This window comes from Flavisolibacter ginsengiterrae DSM 18136, assembly GCF_059568575.1.
Genome location: NZ_JCANTR010000006.1, coordinates 69,115 through 86,244 on the forward strand (window position 1 = coordinate 69,115; position 17,130 = coordinate 86,244).

Annotated in this window: 14 protein-coding genes; 9 read left to right on the forward strand and 5 right to left on the reverse strand. The window is 41.9% G+C overall.

Going from position 1 to position 17,130, the window contains the following annotated elements; genetic code table 11:
* Positions 1 to 58: 58 nt before the first annotated feature.
* On the reverse strand, positions 59 to 493 hold the full coding sequence (locus BP74_RS08235) for a single-stranded DNA-binding protein (protein WP_496372943.1): 435 nt from the start codon (positions 491 to 493) through the stop codon (positions 59 to 61).
* 103 nt (positions 494 to 596) lie between these two features.
* Positions 597 to 1,673: an A/G-specific adenine glycosylase gene (gene mutY / locus BP74_RS08240; RefSeq protein ID WP_496372945.1), complete on the reverse strand. Its 1,077-nt coding sequence runs from the start codon at positions 1,671 to 1,673 to the stop codon at positions 597 to 599.
* A 117-nt stretch (positions 1,674 to 1,790) separates the two neighbouring features.
* Here mutY and BP74_RS08245 point away from each other — a divergent pair, with 117 nt between their 5' ends.
* From BP74_RS08245 to BP74_RS08255, 3 genes are all read left to right on the forward strand, one after another.
* Positions 1,791 to 2,081 carry an HU family DNA-binding protein gene (locus BP74_RS08245; RefSeq protein WP_072834073.1) on the forward strand — a complete coding sequence of 97 codons (291 nt, stop codon included), beginning with the start codon at positions 1,791 to 1,793 and terminating at the stop codon, positions 2,079 to 2,081.
* A gap of 34 nt (positions 2,082 to 2,115) precedes the next feature.
* A complete protein-coding gene (locus tag BP74_RS08250) occupies positions 2,116 to 2,964 on the forward strand; it encodes a tetratricopeptide repeat protein (protein ID WP_496372947.1) in 849 nt (282 codons plus the stop codon).
* A 315-nt stretch (positions 2,965 to 3,279) separates the two neighbouring features.
* Positions 3,280 to 4,830, forward strand: a complete 1,551-nt coding sequence (locus tag BP74_RS08255) for an Rne/Rng family ribonuclease (RefSeq protein WP_496372949.1) — start codon at positions 3,280 to 3,282, stop codon at positions 4,828 to 4,830.
* Between the two features lie 53 nt (positions 4,831 to 4,883).
* Here the strand turns inward: BP74_RS08255 and BP74_RS08260 are convergent, their stop codons facing one another.
* Positions 4,884 to 5,576, reverse strand: a complete 693-nt coding sequence (locus BP74_RS08260) for a zinc metallopeptidase (protein WP_496372951.1) — start codon at positions 5,574 to 5,576, stop codon at positions 4,884 to 4,886.
* A gap of 430 nt (positions 5,577 to 6,006) precedes the next feature.
* On the opposite strand from BP74_RS08260, the gene radA reads away from it, so the two are divergent.
* The 6 genes from radA to BP74_RS08290 all read left to right on the forward strand — a co-directional run bounded on the left by radA (position 6,007) and on the right by BP74_RS08290 (position 13,253).
* Positions 6,007 to 7,383 carry a DNA repair protein RadA gene (gene radA, locus BP74_RS08265; protein ID WP_496372953.1) on the forward strand — a complete coding sequence of 459 codons (1,377 nt, stop codon included), beginning with the start codon at positions 6,007 to 6,009 and terminating at the stop codon, positions 7,381 to 7,383.
* Between the two features lie 53 nt (positions 7,384 to 7,436).
* A complete protein-coding gene (locus BP74_RS08270) occupies positions 7,437 to 8,156 on the forward strand; it encodes a ComF family protein (RefSeq protein ID WP_496372955.1) in 720 nt (239 codons plus the stop codon).
* Between the two features lie 16 nt (positions 8,157 to 8,172).
* Positions 8,173 to 9,573 (forward strand): choice-of-anchor Q domain-containing protein, encoded by a 1,401-nt coding sequence (locus tag BP74_RS08275; RefSeq protein ID WP_496372957.1) that lies wholly within the window; start codon positions 8,173 to 8,175, stop codon positions 9,571 to 9,573.
* 119 nt (positions 9,574 to 9,692) lie between these two features.
* Positions 9,693 to 10,211 (forward strand): glutathione peroxidase, encoded by a 519-nt coding sequence (locus BP74_RS08280; protein ID WP_496372959.1) that lies wholly within the window; start codon positions 9,693 to 9,695, stop codon positions 10,209 to 10,211.
* Between the two features lie 96 nt (positions 10,212 to 10,307).
* Positions 10,308 to 11,540 carry a DNA polymerase III subunit gene (locus BP74_RS08285; RefSeq protein WP_496372961.1) on the forward strand — a complete coding sequence of 411 codons (1,233 nt, stop codon included), beginning with the start codon at positions 10,308 to 10,310 and terminating at the stop codon, positions 11,538 to 11,540.
* Positions 11,541 to 11,861: 321 nt separating this feature from the next.
* On the forward strand, positions 11,862 to 13,253 hold the full coding sequence (locus BP74_RS08290; RefSeq protein WP_496372963.1) for a PSP1 domain-containing protein: 1,392 nt from the start codon (positions 11,862 to 11,864) through the stop codon (positions 13,251 to 13,253).
* Here BP74_RS08290 and BP74_RS08295 read toward each other — a convergent pair.
* Together BP74_RS08295 and BP74_RS08300 are read right to left on the reverse strand one after the other, a co-directional pair.
* Positions 13,250 to 16,165 (reverse strand): serine hydrolase domain-containing protein, encoded by a 2,916-nt coding sequence (locus BP74_RS08295; protein WP_496372965.1) that lies wholly within the window; start codon positions 16,163 to 16,165, stop codon positions 13,250 to 13,252. The genes BP74_RS08290 and BP74_RS08295 overlap by 4 nt on opposite strands.
* Positions 16,166 to 16,320: 155 nt before the next feature.
* The gene (locus tag BP74_RS08300; RefSeq protein ID WP_496372967.1) at positions 16,321 to 16,917 is read right to left on the reverse strand and encodes a hypothetical protein; all 597 of its coding nucleotides are present in this window, start codon (positions 16,915 to 16,917) and stop codon (positions 16,321 to 16,323) included.
* Between the last annotated feature and the right edge of the window lie 213 nt (positions 16,918 to 17,130).

Genomic DNA, 17,130 nt, shown 5'->3' on the forward strand with positions numbered 1-17,130 from the left:
AATCACAAAGGCAGGTCAAAGGCCTGCCCTGTATTTACAAGTAAAAATAATAGATTTGTTAGAATGAAAGATCAGTTGGTTCATCTATTGGTGCATCAGGGCCTGTAAATCCTTCCAACCCGGAATCCACGTGTCCCCCGGCCGCCGGACCTGCAGCGTCAGAACGCTTATCCAGCATGATCAGGTTATCACCCACCACTTCCGTGGCGAATTTGCGGTTACCTTCTTTATCTTCCCAACTCCTGGTTCTTAAACGTCCTTCTATGTAAACAAGACTGCCTTTATGCAGGTACTTTTGAGCCAGTTCCGCCAATCCTCTCCATAAAACCACGGTATGCCATTCTGTTTGTGAGATCAATTTTCCTGAGCGGTCTTTAAAAGTTTCTGTAGTGGCTAATGGAAATTTTGCTACTCCTATATTTCCTTCTAAGAATTGTACATCCGGATCTTTCCCTAAATTGCCAATAAGCATGACTCTATTTACTCCTCTCATACAATAACTATTTATCTTGTTTACAAATCGTCTAAAGGCTATTCTACATAAATTTAAAAAAAGTTAATCAAATTTACTGCCAGCAAATAGCTTATAATCCGGACTAAAGGGTTTCAACAAATTTCTTTAAGCTCCTGGGAAAGGCTAATGCATGCATGTTATCTATAGAAATCCAGTTACAATGAGGAATTGGCTGTTTTCGTGGAAGGGAAATAGTTATAAACCTGAAATGGATGAGTTGATGGGTTAATTTCTGGGTATTTTCCGTTGGTGTGTCCTGAACAGTATATTCAGAGATGCCGAATTGCTTTTCAAATAATTGCAAAACCTGCCTGGTATTATACCTTTCCGCGGTTTCAATCAATGCAAATTCAAACAATTGCTGCCAGATATCTTTTTCATTTCTCTTGTGAACTGCTATTTCATTTTTATACTTTACTACCACGTAATTAAACCATCTTTCTTTGATGGCAATCCTTTTTTCTTTTACGGGTAACAGTTGCTGTTTACCAACCAGGTAGGCCTTGCACAGGTCATTTAAGAAACATTGGCTGCATTCTGGCGATGGTTTGCATACTAATGCACCAAAGTCCATGATCGCCTGGTTATATTCACCCGCACGTTTTAGTGGTAACAGTTCCTGGGCTATCGTATTAATCTCTTTTTTTCCCTGGGTGGAATCAACTGGTGTTTCAATATCAAAAACGCGGGATAGGATCCTGAAAACATTTCCATCAACAACAGCAAATGGCAAATTGTACGCAAAGGAAGCTATGGCAGCTGCGGTGTAAGGACCTACCCCTTTCAATTGCAATATGGATGCATGATCTTTTGGAAATTCGCCTTCAAGGTTTCTGCAAATATGCCTTGCTGTAGCAAGAATGTTCCTGCAACGGGAATAGTAACCCAAACCTTCCCATAGTTTGAAGACTTTTTCATCAGGAGCATTGGCAAGAGCCTGTATATTAGGGAATGCAGTGATAAAGTTTTCATAATATTTGAGGCCCTGCTCTACCCTCGTTTGTTGCAATATGATCTCGCTGAGCCAAATCTTATAGGGATCCTTTTCACCTTTCCAGGGCATCTCTCGCTTATTATCCTTTTTGTTCCAGTAAAGCAACCGTTTTACAAAGATTTGATCGATCTGCTTCTCTTTCCCGTTTAGGTCCCCTTGTTTCACCAATTTTTTTTACAGAGATAAAATAAGTGCGTAAATTAATTCAAGAATATCGCTATTTTATTGACAATCACTATTTTTTGTATTATATTGGCTTCAAATTACGCCTAAAACTTTGCTATGAGAAAAGCAGATTTAGTCAACCAGATCTCAGAAAAAACAGGCATTCCCAAGGTGGATGTGCTGGTAACGCTTGAAGCTATGTTCAAGGAAATCAAGGATTCGCTTTCTAAAGGCGAAAACATTTACATCCGTGGTTTTGGCAGCTTTATAACTAAAAAAAGAGCAGCCAAAATAGGACGTAATATCAAGAAGAATGTAGCTGTGCATATTCCGGAGCATTTCATTCCTGCATTTAAGCCCGCTAAAGAATTTGTTGCAGAGGTAAAGAAAACCACTACTGTGGAGTAACTTTGCCCACCCCTTAGATAAATGAGGGGTTTCTATGAACAGATCTCAGTGGATCACGCTTAGCATCGCTATCCTATTAGTTCTTGGCTTATATGCAGCAACACAAAAACAGCTTTTTGGCGAGCACAAACGCATGGCTACGCCCAGGGCTTCTGCTGCTCCTTCCCAAACGCTCTCTGTAGATACGATTTTATTCCACAGTAAGGAAAGTCTAACCAACGAACAGGTTAGCAGGTTAAGCCAATTGGAAAACAGCATCTCAAGGGGTGATGTAAATAATCAAAAATTGCATCTTTTTCACCAGTTGGCTAGCTTCTGGAAAGATACTGCTAAAGTATTTGCCCCCTTCGCATGGTACACTGCTGAAGCAGCAAGGTTGGAAAATTCAGAAAAATCCCTCACATTTGCAGCCCGCTTGTTTTTAGAAGGTCTGAAAAACGAACAGGATCCTCAATTAAGACAATGGGAAGCAGTTCAATCAAAAGATCTGTTTGAACGTTCTTTGAAAATTAATCCGGCAAACGATTCATCAAAGGTGAATTTGGGAGCGGTATATTTATATGGAGGGCTTTCCACCCCAATGGAAGGTATCAGGCTTATTAAAGAAGTTGCAGATAAAGATTCCACTAATATACATGCACAAATGACCCTGGGTGAAGCAAGCCTTGTATCAGGACAACTGGAGAAAGCGAATGAGCGTTTTCAGACTGTTGCCCGGCAAAACCCTGGAAACCTGGAAGCTATTTTCCGAATAGCTGAAACGTACGAACAGTTGGGAAACAAGACTGCAGCCGTTGAGTGGTACCGCAAAAGCCTGCCATTCATTAAAGCTACCGGGTTAAAACAAGAGGTTGAGAAAAGAATCAGCCAGCTTAATAAATAAACTCATTTTAATTAATACAAAACATTAACGAAGTATGCCTTGTGGTAAAAAAAGAAAGCGTCATAAAATTGCGACGCACAAGCGTAAAAAAAGATTAAGAAAGAACCGTCATAAGAAAAGGAAATAGTTGGTTCTAAACATAGCCGGGAACAATTGAATTGTTCCCGGTTTATCTGTTTTATAGCTGATTGCCTTATTGCCGTTTGCACCTCCCATCAATTTGCCCCGCTATAATTTAGTTTTGAAAAATTACTGCAGCAGTACGGTACAAGCAATTAGCATTACCATAAAGCATATTAATAAAGCTGTAGTAATGTGAATAAGGAATTGATAATTAATTCTACTGCCCACGGCGTAGAGATTGCTCTATTAGAAGATAAAAAGCTAGTTGAACTACACAGTGAAAAAACGGATGCCCGTTTCGCTGTCGGGGACCTGTATTTAGGAAAGGTAAAGAAACTTATTCCTGGCTTAAATGCCGCATTTGTGGATGTAGGCTATGAAAAAGATGCCTTCCTTCATTATACAGATCTGAGCCCCTATGCAAAGTCCCTGCTGAAGTTTACCCAACAGACCATAAATGATAAGTCTCCGGAAGGTCTTGACTTTGGCCAGTTCCAGGTGGAACCAGAGATCATTAAAACAGGCAAGATCAACGAAGTGCTGGGTGGTAAACCTAACATCCTCGTTCAGATACTGAAAGAACCAATAGCCGCCAAAGGTCCCAGGTTAAGTTGTGAAATATCACTCCCTGGCCGTTTCGTTGTGCTTACACCTTTTAATGATATTGTTGCTGTTTCCCGAAAGATCCATTCATCAGAAGAAAGAAAGCGCCTTCAGCGTATTGTTGAATCTATCAAGCCCAAGAATTTTGGAGTGATCGTTCGTACTGCTGCCGAAGGGAAAAATACCGCAGAACTGCATGAAGACCTTTCTGAACTCACCGATATGTGGAAGTCTATCCAAACCAACCTACATGGTGCAGTGGCTCCGACAAAGATCTTAAGCGAGCAAACAAAGACTACAAGTATCCTTCGTGATCTGCTGAATGAGGACTTTAACCGCATAGTTACCAACGACAAGGGCATTTACGCGGATGCCAAAAGCTATATACAACGGATTGCCCCGGAAAAAGCGGAAATAGTCGCCTTTCACCAGAATGGATCACCCATATTCGACACTTTTGGAATTACCAAACAGGTAAAAGCCAGCTTTGGCAAAACCGTAAACCTGAACAGTGGGGCCTACCTGATCATTGAACATACCGAGGCTTTGCATGTTATAGACGTGAACAGCGGTTATAAAAGTGTAAGCAACAACCAGGAGCAAAATGCTTTGGAAACCAACCTGGAAGCCGCCGAAGAGATTTCCCGCCAGTTGCGATTGCGTGATATTGGAGGCATTATCGTGGTGGACTTCATCGATATGAAGCTACCAGATAACAAAAAGAAGCTGGTTGAGTATATGGAAGAATTCATGCGCCCAGACAGGGCCAAGCATGCCGTTCTCCCCATTTCAAAGTTTGGGCTGATGCAGATCACCCGGCAGCGCATGAAGCCGGAAATGAATATTAATACCCAGGAAGTATGCCCAACCTGTAATGGAACAGGTAAAATAGCCTCAACCCTGATACTGGAGGATGAGATAGAAAAGAATTTAAATTACCTGATCACTCATAAACACCGTAACCTGACGTTGAATGTGCATCCAATAGTTTACGCTTATCTTACAAAAGGCTGGCTATGGTCGAGGGCTTCCAAATGGAAGCGTAAGTTTAGGCAGAATATTACCATTACTTCCGACAACAACTATCATCTAACCGAATTCAGGTTTTTTGACCAGAATGGTGAAGAAATAAAAATGTAAATGAAAAAGGGCTCCAAACGGGCCCTTTTTCATTTACTATATTTCAAAAAGTATTAATTCCTGTTTCGGCTACCCATAAAGATCATGATATATTGTACCAGGGTAACTACCGCTGCCAGTGCTGCTACCACATAAGTCATTGCTGCCCAGGTTAATGCATTTTTAGCTTTTGGAAATTCCTGTGAATTGGTAACATTGGTATGCTCCAGCCAGGCCAGGGCTCTGCGACTGGCATCAAACTCAACAGGAAGGGTAACAACAGAGAAGATCACAGTCATGGCAAACAGGGCTATACCAACCAACAGCAAGGTTGAATTTCCTGAACTAGCCATAAATATCCCAATCAGGAGGATCCAGTTCACAATACTGGAGCTAAACTGAACAGCAGGTACTAGCTTACTTCTCAGGTTCAGCCAGGCATAAGCTGTAGCGTGCTGAACAGCATGTCCCGTTTCGTGGGCTGCAATGGCTGCCGAAGCCACATTGTAATTGTTATACACTTCAGGGCTTAGATTGATAGTTTTATTAATCGGGTTGTAGTGGTCTGTTAAAAAGCCATCTACGGATGTAACTTTTACGTCATATATGCCATTTTCCCTAAGCATTTTTTCTGCAACTTCCTTTCCCGTCAGCCTGGAGGCCAGCGGAATTTTACTATAGGCAGCAAACCGGCTCTTCAGGATCATTGAAACGATCATACTGATACCGACAAATAACAGGGAAACTAAAAAAATTGATGGTGTCATGTATAAAACCTTTATTTCTTAATGATCAAATCTACAACCAAAACTCCTTTTTCACTCCCTGGAGCGGGCTTATCTAACGTTTTGTCATACCTCTAACAAAAATGGTGATTACAGTGACAGTTTAGCAGCAATCATAATCTTTACAGGCAAAAAACTCAACATTATTAGTATTTGATATTCAATGACTTAGATCAAGTTATTTGTTAAGATCTCTTATATAAAATGATGCAAAAGTTATGCACAAGGCCAAAAAATAATTTTGTAATGTGGGGCAGATTTGTAATTTAGTGTCAGAATTTAATGGGTTAGTAAGTAAAAGGGTTGGTCGCAAGATCAGCCCTTTTTACTTGATTTTTCTCTCAGTTTATTTTCTTCCACAACGATTGGTTTGTGTCCTCAATTTTTATTTATCATCGAGTAATTTAGTTTCATGTCGAAAATCAAAACAGCATATTTCTGTCAGAATTGTGGATACGAAAGTGCTAAATGGTTAGGTAAATGTCCGTCATGCAATCAATGGAATACGTTTGTTGAGGAACTGATTCAAAAAGACAATAAAAAAACTTCAGCTAATGATTGGCAATCGTATCATGCTGATACTTCCACTAAAAAAACACAGCTATTAAATACGGTCATCACCAAAGACACACCAAGAATTACCACAACTGATACAGAGTTAAACAGGGTATTGGGTGGAGGCATCGTTCCCGGCAGTATTGTATTAGTAGCTGGTGAACCAGGCATAGGTAAGTCAACTTTGTTTTTACAGATGGGACTTCAAATGCAGGAAGGCACCACTTTATATATCAGTGGTGAAGAAAGCGAACAGCAAATAAAGATGAGAGCTGACAGGCTGAATATGCAAAATGAAAACTTTTATTTATTAACCGAATCATCTACACAGGTGATCTTCCAGGAGATCAAAAAGCTGAAGCCCTCCCTGATCATTGTTGATTCAATTCAAACACTTCAATCACCTTTTATAGAATCCTCACCAGGCAGTGTATCACAGATCAGGGAATGTGCTGCAGAATTCCAGCAGTTTGCAAAAGAAACTCATACGCCTGTTTTTTTAATTGGTCATATAACAAAGGAAGGAAGTATTGCAGGTCCGAAAGTACTGGAACATATGGTAGACACGGTATTGCAATTTGAAGGTGACAGGCATTATGCTTATCGCATTCTCCGTACTCTAAAGAACAGGTTTGGAAGCACAGCCGAGTTGGGTATTTACCAAATGAATGAAACAGGCATGAACCCTGTTTTAAATCCAAGCGAAATTCTAATCACTCAAAAAGAAGACCAGTTAAGCGGGATAGCAATTGCCGCTACCATTGAAGGACAAAGACCCTTATTGATAGAAGTGCAGGCATTGGTGACCCAGTCTGTTTATGGCACTCCGCAGCGAACTGTTACCGGATTTGATCTAAGGAGGTTACAACTATTATTGGCAGTATTGGAAAAAAGAGGCGGCTTTCATTTTGGAGTAAAGGATGTATTCTTAAATATCGCCGGTGGATTAAAAGTGGAAGACCCTTCAATAGACCTTGCGGTGCTTTGTGCGCTTCTTTCTTCTTACGAGGATACGCCCATCCCTCATGAAGTTTGTTTTGCGGGAGAGGTTGGCCTGAGTGGAGAGATCAGGGCCGTAAACAGGATAGAACAAAGAATTGCCGAAGCAGAGAAGTTAGGCTTTCAAAAGATCATTGTTTCCAAATACAATCAAAATGTTCTATCCAGGCAAAGATTCAATATAGAAATTGTTACCATGGGCAGGGTGGAAGAAGTATACCGCCATCTTTTTTAGTATACAGCTACTTTGCAGGCAGATGAAATGTTGCTATTTTGTATTTCATCTTCATGTTACCATCAGTCAAAACAGCCGGATCCTGGTTGGGTCTTATCAAAGAATCCCTATTACATCTTGCATTTCCACATGTTTGTAAAGGTTGCGGCAGCGATATCATTGACCTGGAGAATGAAATATGCCTCAGGTGCCTTTCTGCCTTGCCCGAAACGAACTTTCACCTGCACCCCGACAATCCCATGGAAAAATTATTCTGGGGCAGGATACCTATACGAGGGGCAGCCGCCCTTTATTATTTTACAAAGGAATCATTGATGCAGCACCTGGTGCACCAATTGAAATATAGAAGCCAAAAGGATTTAGGAATTTATATGGGAAAACTGGCTGGGCATGCACTCAAAACACGCTTTAGTGATATTGATGCACTGGTGGCGCTTCCTTTATTTCCAGCAAAAGAAAAGAAGCGAGGTTATAACCAATCCAGGTTGTTATGTGAAGGAATCTCTATGGTTTTGGACAAACCTGTCCTGGATAGAATTGTTATACGAACTACCCATACCGAAAGCCAGACCAAAAAGAACCGTGTTGAACGCTGGCAAAATATGGAAGGTAAGTTTGAATTAAAAGATGCTGCAAGCATTTCCGGTAAACACGTGCTGTTGGTTGACGATGTGGTAACGACGGGGGCAACACTTGAGGCCTGCGCACGTGAATTGCTGAAAGCAGAAAATATGCAATTAAGTATCGCTACCCTTTGTTTTTCATCGCACTAGTGTATTTTTATACTATATGAAGTTTTCCTTGAGAAACCTATCCTTCTTTTCAGTCCTGGTATTGATCTTCCTTTCATGTAAAAAAGAAGGTTTTACAACTGACAGGCAGGCAATTTTGAGAACGGATGTGGACACACTTCATTTCGATACTGTCTTTACCACCACCGGCTCTGCTTCACAGGTATTCAAGATCTTCAATCCAAATAATAAAGGTGTAAGGATCAATTCTGTCCGATTGGCAGGAGGATCCGCATCTCCTTTCAAGATCAATGTTGATGGTGTTACAGGTCCGGAAGCAAACAACATCGAGATTGCATCGGGCGATAGCGCCTATGTTTTTGTTACCGTGAAAATTGATCCCTCAGGCAGACCACTACCTTTTATAGTGCAGGATAGTGTGGAATTGAATTATAATGGAAACAGCTCGTGGGTTCAACTGGATGCATATGGTCGCAATGCGCATTTCTTAAGAAACAATACAATCACCTCCAATACATCATGGGTCAGGGATCTGCCTTATGTGATCCTTGGAAACCTGACTGTGGCACCTGGCGCAACCCTTTCCATTGAAGAAGGATGCAATATATTCATTCATGCAGACGCTCCTTTTATAGTTAATGGAACACTAAAGGTAAATGGAGATAAATTTGACAGCACAAGGGTAGTATTTGCTGGTGACAGGCTCGATGAACCTTACCGTGACTTCCCGGCAAGTTATCCCGGGCTCATATTTACAGAAACAAGTACTAACAATACTATCAACTATGGTATTATAAAGAATGCATACCAGGGAATAGTTGCCATCGATCATGGAGGCAGCACGAAGCTTACACTCAATGAGACCATTATTGACAATGCCTATGATGCAGGCATCTTTGGTATCAATACCAGTATCAGTGCCCGAAATCTTTTAATCAGCAATTGCGGAAAGAACATCCTGCTGGTGAAAGGAGGTAATTATAATTTCACCCATTGCACGGTAGCTTCTTATTCCAACAATTTTATCCAGCACAAAGAACCCATTGTGATCCTAACAGATTATTTAAAAGAAAATAATAACATTACAACCCAGCCATTAAATGCACTGTTTACCAACTGTATTTTTTGGGCCCAAAGCGGAGGCCTGGTTAAAAATGAAATACTCGTAGATAAACAAGGCGGTAATACAACTGTAAATTTCAATAATGTACTATGGCCTTCAGTTATAATCCCTGCCAATGTGAATGCAGCCGGGAATATTATTTCTGATGATCCTTTATTTGAAAACATACAGGTTAGTGAAAACCTGTACAGCTTTCGCTTAAAAGAAAATTCACCCGCTATCAATAAAGGATCTGATGCAGGGATCAACAATGACCTTGATGGCAAGCCCCGCCCCGTCGCATCACCTGACCTGGGCGCCTATGAAAAGCAATAGTCAGTTCCAACTGAACTATTCATTCTTTAACATGTTATTGGTTGAATGAAAACCATGTCCCGATTGGGCCAATAAGAGTTTTGTTACCTTTATTTATTAATCAACTTAATTCATTTACAATGAAAACAGCGGTTATAGCCTTATTGTTCACTTTATTTATGGGTACTACATCTATATATGATTTTAAAGTTCCGGGACTTTCCGGCGGAACTATTGATTTTTCACAGTACAAGGGAAAGAAGATCCTGATTGTAAATACGGCTTCTCAATGTGGTAACACTCCACAATATGCCGACCTGGAAAAATTGTACGAGAAATACAAAGACAAACTGGTTATTATAGGATTCCCTGCCAATAATTTTGGGCAGCAGGAACCGGGATCTAATTCTGAGATCAAGGAATTCTGCACTAAAAATTATGGCGTCACCTTCCCTATGGCTGAAAAAGTTTCAGTTAAAGGTGATGATATTCATCCCCTGTTTAAATACCTGGTGGGTGAAGCCGAAAAAATGGGTGAAAAAGATCCTATCAAATGGAACTTTACCAAATTCCTGGTTGATGAAAATGGAAAGCTGGTAAAGGTCTTCTTTCATAAGGTGAACCCTATGAGCGATGATATCACCAAATATTTAAATTAAACTTAGTAAAGAATAGCAATTCTGATATTATCCTGATATTTGAAGCTGCCGGAAGGCAGCTTTTTTTATTCAAGACGATTAAGTCAAAAAGATCCTATGTTATTTAAAGATGTGATCGGGCAACAGCAGGTGAAGCAGCAATTGGTTGAGATGGTTCAGCATAATCGCCTCAGTCATGCTTTATTGTTCTTAGGAAGGGAAGGCAGTGGCGCTTTAGCACTGGCCATATCTTTTGCCCAATACATCGCCAGTCTTCCGCCCAACAATAATGCAGGAGGAGATGCACAGGATGGTGCTTCCTTATTCGGAGAAGCTATTGAAGTGAAGTTACCATCCAATGTAGAAGAAGCAGATGCCTGGATGCAAAAGCAGCCCTCTTTTTCCAAAGCACAAAACCTGGTCCATCCCGATATTCATTTCTCTTATCCTGTGGTAACCAAAAAGCCAGGCAGTCCACCCTTGAGTGTTGATTATGCAGCAGATTGGAGAGAATTCATCAGGCAGTATCCTTATGGCAATATTTACGACTGGTTGCAATTTATTGGGGCAGAGAACAAACAGGGAAACATAACAGCGAATGAGTGTAATGATATCATCCGTAAGCTAAACCTGAAAAGCTTTGAAAGCGGGTATAAGATATTGCTGATGTGGATGCCTGAATATTTAGGGAAAGAAGGCAATAAGCTTTTAAAGCTTATAGAGGAGCCACCCGCAGATACCCTGTTCATCCTGGTAGCGGAAAGCGAAAGCAGCATTCTTTCCACTATTTTATCAAGGTGTCAACTGGTAAAGGTACCCGCCCTTGATCCTTTGGCTATAGAAGAATCCCTTATCCGCAGGTCTGGCAGTAATCCGGATACTGCCAGGCTGGTTGCCAATGCCAGTGACGGTAATTACCGGGAAGCTTTGCAACTTTTACAACATGCTGATGAGGACTTTCATAGCCTCCTTAAGGAATGGCTCAATGCCACTTTAAAGAATCAACCCATCGTCCAGGTTAAGGTGATAGAAGAAATCGCCAGGCTGGGACGCGAAAAACAAAAGCAATTTCTAAAGCATTTTACCCAGCAAATAGAACAGGCAGTCAGGATACAGGCAGCAGATGAGGATATGAAAACAAAGATCCTGGCAGGCCTCTCGCCCGCAGAACAAGACTTTACCGGCCGCCTGAACAAGGCAATGAGCCTGGAACAAAAAGAAGCGTTGGCTGAAGAGTTAGACAAAGCCACGTATTATATTGAGCGAAATGCCAATGCCAAGATCCTTTTTCACGCCCTTACCATCAAGATATTTCATATCGTCAAAAACAACGTGGTAGTTTCCGTCTGAAAATCCTGCTAGCGCCACTGGCATAAAAAAATTATATTTGCGTACGTCTCGCAAGAGGCCTCTATATATATCCGGGGCATTTTGGCTGGTGAAGAGTGATTTAATTAGCTACTGAATTTTCTATATATACACTGATTGATGTTGACGTTTTTCTCATCCTCAGGTAGTTGCTTGCTCTCAGCATATAGCGATAATATCAACGTATAAGAGTAAGTTCCGGTTTGCCATTGGCTTGCCGTACATACAATGAAATTTCATAGCTACTCTACAGCCTGCTCCTGTAAACAATTTTAATAACAACAATTAAGGAATTGAAATAGTATGGGATGTGGTACATGTGGAACAGGCAAACCTAATGGCTGTAAAAGCAACGGAGGCTGCAGTACAGGTGGATGCAACAGGATGAATACTTACGATTGGCTGGTGAACCTCCCGATCAGCGATGCGGAAACCGCCTGCAGGGTAGTCGAGATCAGCTTCAGCCAGGGTAGCAGAAAGGACTTCTATCGCAATAGTGCTTTACAATTATTCGAAAAAGGAGAACTGGTAGCCATAGAAGGTGTCAGCGGCTTTGATGTAGGTGAGGTTTCCCTCACTGGCGAAGCGGTAAGGCTGCAGCTAAAGAAAAAAGGTGTTGATGAATTCAGCACAGAAATGAAAAGGATCCTTCGCCGGGCTACTGACAGGGATATAGATATCTGGAAGCAGAATAAAGCAAGGGAAAAGGAAGCATTGATCAGGAGCAGGGCCATAGCCAGGCAATTAAACCTGAACATGAAAATGAGCCAGGTGGAGATACAGGCTGATGGCAAAAAAGCTACTTTCTTTTATATTGCTGATGACCGTGTAGATTTCCGCGAACTGATCAAGATCTATGCTTCGGAATTCAGGGTCAAGGTCGAAATGAGACAGATTGGTTCCCGCCAGGAAGCGGGTAAAGTGGGTGGCATTGGTAGCTGTGGACGCGAGCTATGTTGTGCTACCTGGCTTACCGATTTTAAATCTGTCAATACTACCGCTGCACGGTACCAGAACCTTTCCATTAATCAAACCAAACTTAGTGGCCAGTGCGGCAGGTTGAAATGCTGCCTGAACTACGAACTGGATACCTACCTGGATGCCTTACAGGGATTCCCTGAAAATGCAGATATGCTACAGGTTCAAAGAGGTACGGCAACGCTGATTAAAAAAGATATTTTTAAAAACCTCATGTGGTACGTGTTGCCTGATAGCAGTAAGCAATATCCATTGACCATTGAAAGAGTTAAAAAGATCCGGTCTTTAAACAACCAGAATATTGTACCTGATGAATTGGAAGCCGTAGAAGTAGTTTCAGGCAAACCAAAAGAAGTGGAACCCGAGTTTGTAGATGTTGTGGGTCACATTACATTAAAAAGTCTTGAAAAAGCAGACAAGAAAAGACAACAGAAAGGCAGGGATCAGCGCCAACAACAGAAAGGCACGCAGGCCAACCGTCCATTACCTGCTATAAATAAACAATTACCGAGGGGGCCACAGGCGCAGGGACCACAGAAACCTGTTCCTCAACAAAGACCTCCTCAACAACAACAGCAACAAAGACCACCTCAAAAAAGAACGCAACAGCCACGCCCACCGGGACAACAGCAACAACAAAAGGGCACTAATCAACAAAGGCCGCCGCAACAGCGACGACCTCCAAATTCTCCAACATCAAATGATCCTAAGGATTAATATACTTTCTGAGTAGGGGCTGCATCTGCAGCCTCTTCGCTTTTAAGGGCTTTATATATAGCGTCCTGTATCTTGCCCCTGATGTTCATCTTACCCAGCAGATTGTTGTCACGGGTATTATACACCCTGTTCGATAAGAAGATATATACCAGCTTTGACTGGGGGTCCACCCAGACACAGGTGCCTGTAAACCCTGTATGACCAAATGTGGAGGGCGAAGCCAGTGCTGAAGGATATGGTTCTTCACGACCAGCATTATCTTTTTCTGGTTTGTCAAAACCTAGCCCTCTCCTGCTGATATCACTGCTGTAAGCAGTAAACAGTTTGATCGTCTCAGGTTTTAAATAGTGCTCGCCGTTTAATTCACCGCCATTCAATAACATCTGGTATAAAAGGGAAAGATCGTATGCATTGGAGAAAAGACCCGCATGACCTGATACTCCTCCAAACATGGCGGCTCCTTCATCATGCACATAACCCCTTAACAACTGGCGGCGGAAATATTTTTCTTCTTCTGTAGGCACTGTCCTTTCAGAACCAAAACGCTGCCAGGGTTTGAAACCCGTAGTGGTCATGCCCAAAGGATTATAAAATGTCTTTTGCGTAAACTGGTCCAGTGGCATTCCTGAAACGGCTTCAACTACTTTTCCCAATAAAATAAAATCATTATCGCTATATACATATTTAGGGGCCGGTCCAAGTTTGCTTTGCACGATCCTTTTCAACATGGTGTCATTCCAGTCCCTGCGCAACCAAACATTACGGGCCACAGGAATGGTAAATAAAGTATCTCTTTTATCGCTGTACAATTCAGGCGAAGGCATACCTGATTGCGGATCTATCGTCTCACGGTAAAAAGAAATGTAAGGATTCAAACCTGCCTGGTGCAGCAATACATCCCTGATCTTCAATCCTGCCTTGTCAGTGCCCCGGGTAAAAGGTAAATAATCTCCCAAGGTATGATCTAATCCTATTCTACCCTGCTCATACAGTTTCATAATAGATACAGTAGTAGCAGAGATCTTGGTAACCGATGCCAGGTCATAAATGCTTTCTAATGTTACAGGTAATGACCTTGGGTCAAATTCTATATGTCCGAACGCTTTATGGTATTTGATCTCACCATTCTGCACGGCCAGCACTTCACAACCAGGGAAGGCTTTTTTGGCCAGGCCATCATTCACTATGCTATCAATAGCCAGCCAGGCCGGTGAAGTGCCTACAGGAAGAAAGCGCCGAATGACAATACCAGAGCCATAGGGAATATTACAAACAGTCACCGGGAGTGTGCCCCTGGCAGCTATCTTACCTTCTAAAAAGTCAACTGCAGTATGCTGGGTAATATCATCGTCCTGGTGCATGGCGACCAGGTTAGCTGCATTGCAGAAATTGGCAGCAGCATACACATTGCCAAAAACGAAAGTGGCCGTGCTGTTTGATTGCAGCGAGTCCCATAATGCCAAAGCAAAGGAAGACAGCCCATAATTCTTTGCAGGCCTTGTGCTGATATTATGAATGCCTATGATCAGTTTTTCATAATTACCCGAACGGATAGAATCCAGTAATAAAGTCGTTCTATCAGTTGAATCCTTATAGTTTACATAATAGGAATCAGCATGCATTTCATCGTGGAGGCGTTTGCCCATTTCAGTGCTGTCAGATCCTATACCCAGGTAAGCAATCCTTCCTTTATGAAACAGTGGGAAAAAGCCTGTCTTATTATTCATTACAGTTACACTATTCCTTGCTACCTGCTTCCTGATATCATCAGTCTTTGCATTCAGATCTGCCAATAAATTTGTTGTATCTATAACCTGTGCGTGGTTTAGCCCCAGGGTGTATTTAGCCCAAAGCACCTTTTTTACTTTTGCATCAATATCCTTCCATTTCAAACGTTTCTGTTTTACGGCTGTTTTAATGGCATCTATAGCAGCAGGAACATCTTCTGGCAGGCAAAGCATGTCATTGCCAGCGACCAGGGCCAGCACTGCTGCTTCTCCTCCTGGAAAATATTTGCTTACGCCTTTCATCTCCAAGGCATCGGTAAAGGACAGGCCTTTGAAATTCAGTTCATCCTGCAGAAGGCCATGCACATTATTCTTTGATAGAGAAGTAGGCAAATGTTCGGTAGTGTCAATGGCAGGAATGGAAAGGTGTGCGATCATGACACTGCCCACACCATTATTGAATAATTGTTTAAATGGATACAGTTCTAAAGAATCCAGCTGATCCTTTGATTTATTGATAACCGGAAGATCCAGGTGAGAATCTACATTCACATCACCATGACCCGGAAAATGCTTTGCGCAGGCCATGATGCCTGCATCCTGCATTCCCTTCATATAAGCTACTCCAAAACGGGCTACCTTGAACTTGTCCTCGCCAAATGAACGGTAACCAATCACAGGATTGTCGGGGTTATTGTTCACATCAACTACCGGTGCAAAGTTCACATGCACCCCTATTCTTTTCATTTGTTCTCCAATGGCCTGGCCCATCTGGTAAATGATCTTATCATCATTGATAGCACCCAGCGTCAGCTGGTAGGGAAATTTGGTGATGCTATCCAGGCGCATGCCCAACCCCCACTCTCCATCAATGGTTACCATCAATGGCGTTTTTGCTATGGACTGGTAATAATTAGTCAGGTTGGCCTGGCGCAAGGGGCCACCCTGGAAAAAGCAAAGAGCACCAACATTATATTTAGTTATTTCTTCCACAACTTTCTCCACATGTTCCGGGCCCAGGTTACTGTGTGCACGAACAACCATCAGCTGTGCGATCTTTTCTTCTTTTGACAATGATTTAAAAACGCTATCCACCCACGCTTTGGCAGGTAGCTGGCTTTTGTACTGGGCAAAGGAAACGGAAACAAATAAAGTGAACAGGGAAAGGGCTACAATCTTCTTCATAGTTACTTAAAAAGGAGTCCACAATTTAAAACAAAACAAATAGCGAAGACTTAAAAGGTTGTGAAAGGAAGGCTTAAGAAACAATGATTCCTGCCCATCATCATTCCATATCTTATTGCAAATAAAAGTTCAGTAACTATTCAAGATCTCAAACATTACAGCTCCCTGATCCAGATATGTACATCGTGTGGGGCCACTTCGTCGCCACCGAAATAAGGGTACAGCTGGTAGCCCTTTCCATTAGCTGTTGTAGCCATCCTGGGCATTCTCTCAGTCACTCCATTCACAGAAAATAAATAGCTGCTGGATGTCACCTGGATGGAACAGCTGATCTCTTTACCAATATCCACAATGGCCAACTCCCGGGAAATTACAGCTGCATTATTATATACATAGGCAAAAAGATGCAGCGCATTATTACTCCATCTCCAACCAAATCGGGCGCTGAACTGGTGGTGATCTGCATTGTTGTCCGAAAACCCATAGAGCTTATTGATATCATATTGGTTCTCGGCGCTTGCAGTCTGGTAGATAGCAGTACTGTCAAATTTCACAATAAACTTCATCTCCGGGGTTTCTACTGGCCTATAACCATTTTGGTCGCAATACTGGCTGCCTTTGGCAATTGTGTATTTAATTACGGATTTAGCAGATGTGGAAGAATTGCTCTTTTCAATTATGGCTTCAACCGCTTTTTTACAACCTGGCAGGATCACCAGGCTTAAAAGCGCAATCAGAATGGTGTTTTTCATCGTAATTTCTGGAATTGGAATGTGGATTATACGAAGGTATTAATGGATATTGTATTAACAAATGAAGTTGATAGTATTAAGATTTCTTTTTCTACCATGTAAGGAAAAGCCCCTGGCAGCCCAGCCGGGATAATGGAAAATATAGACCAGCCCACAATCCATTTAAGTTCAGGACGCACGTTTCAGGCCACCCAATTAATTCTCAACACATAG

What these genes read in the sequence shown, in the direction of transcription:
- BP74_RS08235 (WP_496372943.1), bottom strand. Translation starts at nt 493, where the DNA reads ATGAGAGGAGTAAATAGAGTCATGCTTATTGGCAATTTAGGGAAAGAT.
- BP74_RS08245 (WP_072834073.1), top strand. Translation starts at nt 1,791, where the DNA reads ATGAGAAAAGCAGATTTAGTCAACCAGATCTCAGAAAAAACAGGCATT.
- BP74_RS08250 (WP_496372947.1), top strand. Translation starts at nt 2,116, where the DNA reads ATGAACAGATCTCAGTGGATCACGCTTAGCATCGCTATCCTATTAGTT.
- BP74_RS08260 (WP_496372951.1), bottom strand. Translation starts at nt 5,576, where the DNA reads ATGACACCATCAATTTTTTTAGTTTCCCTGTTATTTGTCGGTATCAGT.
- radA (WP_496372953.1), top strand. Translation starts at nt 6,007, where the DNA reads ATGTCGAAAATCAAAACAGCATATTTCTGTCAGAATTGTGGATACGAA.
- BP74_RS08270 (WP_496372955.1), top strand. Translation starts at nt 7,437, where the DNA reads ATGTTACCATCAGTCAAAACAGCCGGATCCTGGTTGGGTCTTATCAAA.
- BP74_RS08275 (WP_496372957.1), top strand. Translation starts at nt 8,173, where the DNA reads ATGAAGTTTTCCTTGAGAAACCTATCCTTCTTTTCAGTCCTGGTATTG.
- BP74_RS08280 (WP_496372959.1), top strand. Translation starts at nt 9,693, where the DNA reads ATGAAAACAGCGGTTATAGCCTTATTGTTCACTTTATTTATGGGTACT.
- BP74_RS08285 (WP_496372961.1), top strand. Translation starts at nt 10,308, where the DNA reads ATGTTATTTAAAGATGTGATCGGGCAACAGCAGGTGAAGCAGCAATTG.
- BP74_RS08290 (WP_496372963.1), top strand. Translation starts at nt 11,862, where the DNA reads ATGGGATGTGGTACATGTGGAACAGGCAAACCTAATGGCTGTAAAAGC.
- BP74_RS08295 (WP_496372965.1), bottom strand. Translation starts at nt 16,165, where the DNA reads ATGAAGAAGATTGTAGCCCTTTCCCTGTTCACTTTATTTGTTTCCGTT.
- BP74_RS08300 (WP_496372967.1), bottom strand. Translation starts at nt 16,917, where the DNA reads ATGAAAAACACCATTCTGATTGCGCTTTTAAGCCTGGTGATCCTGCCA.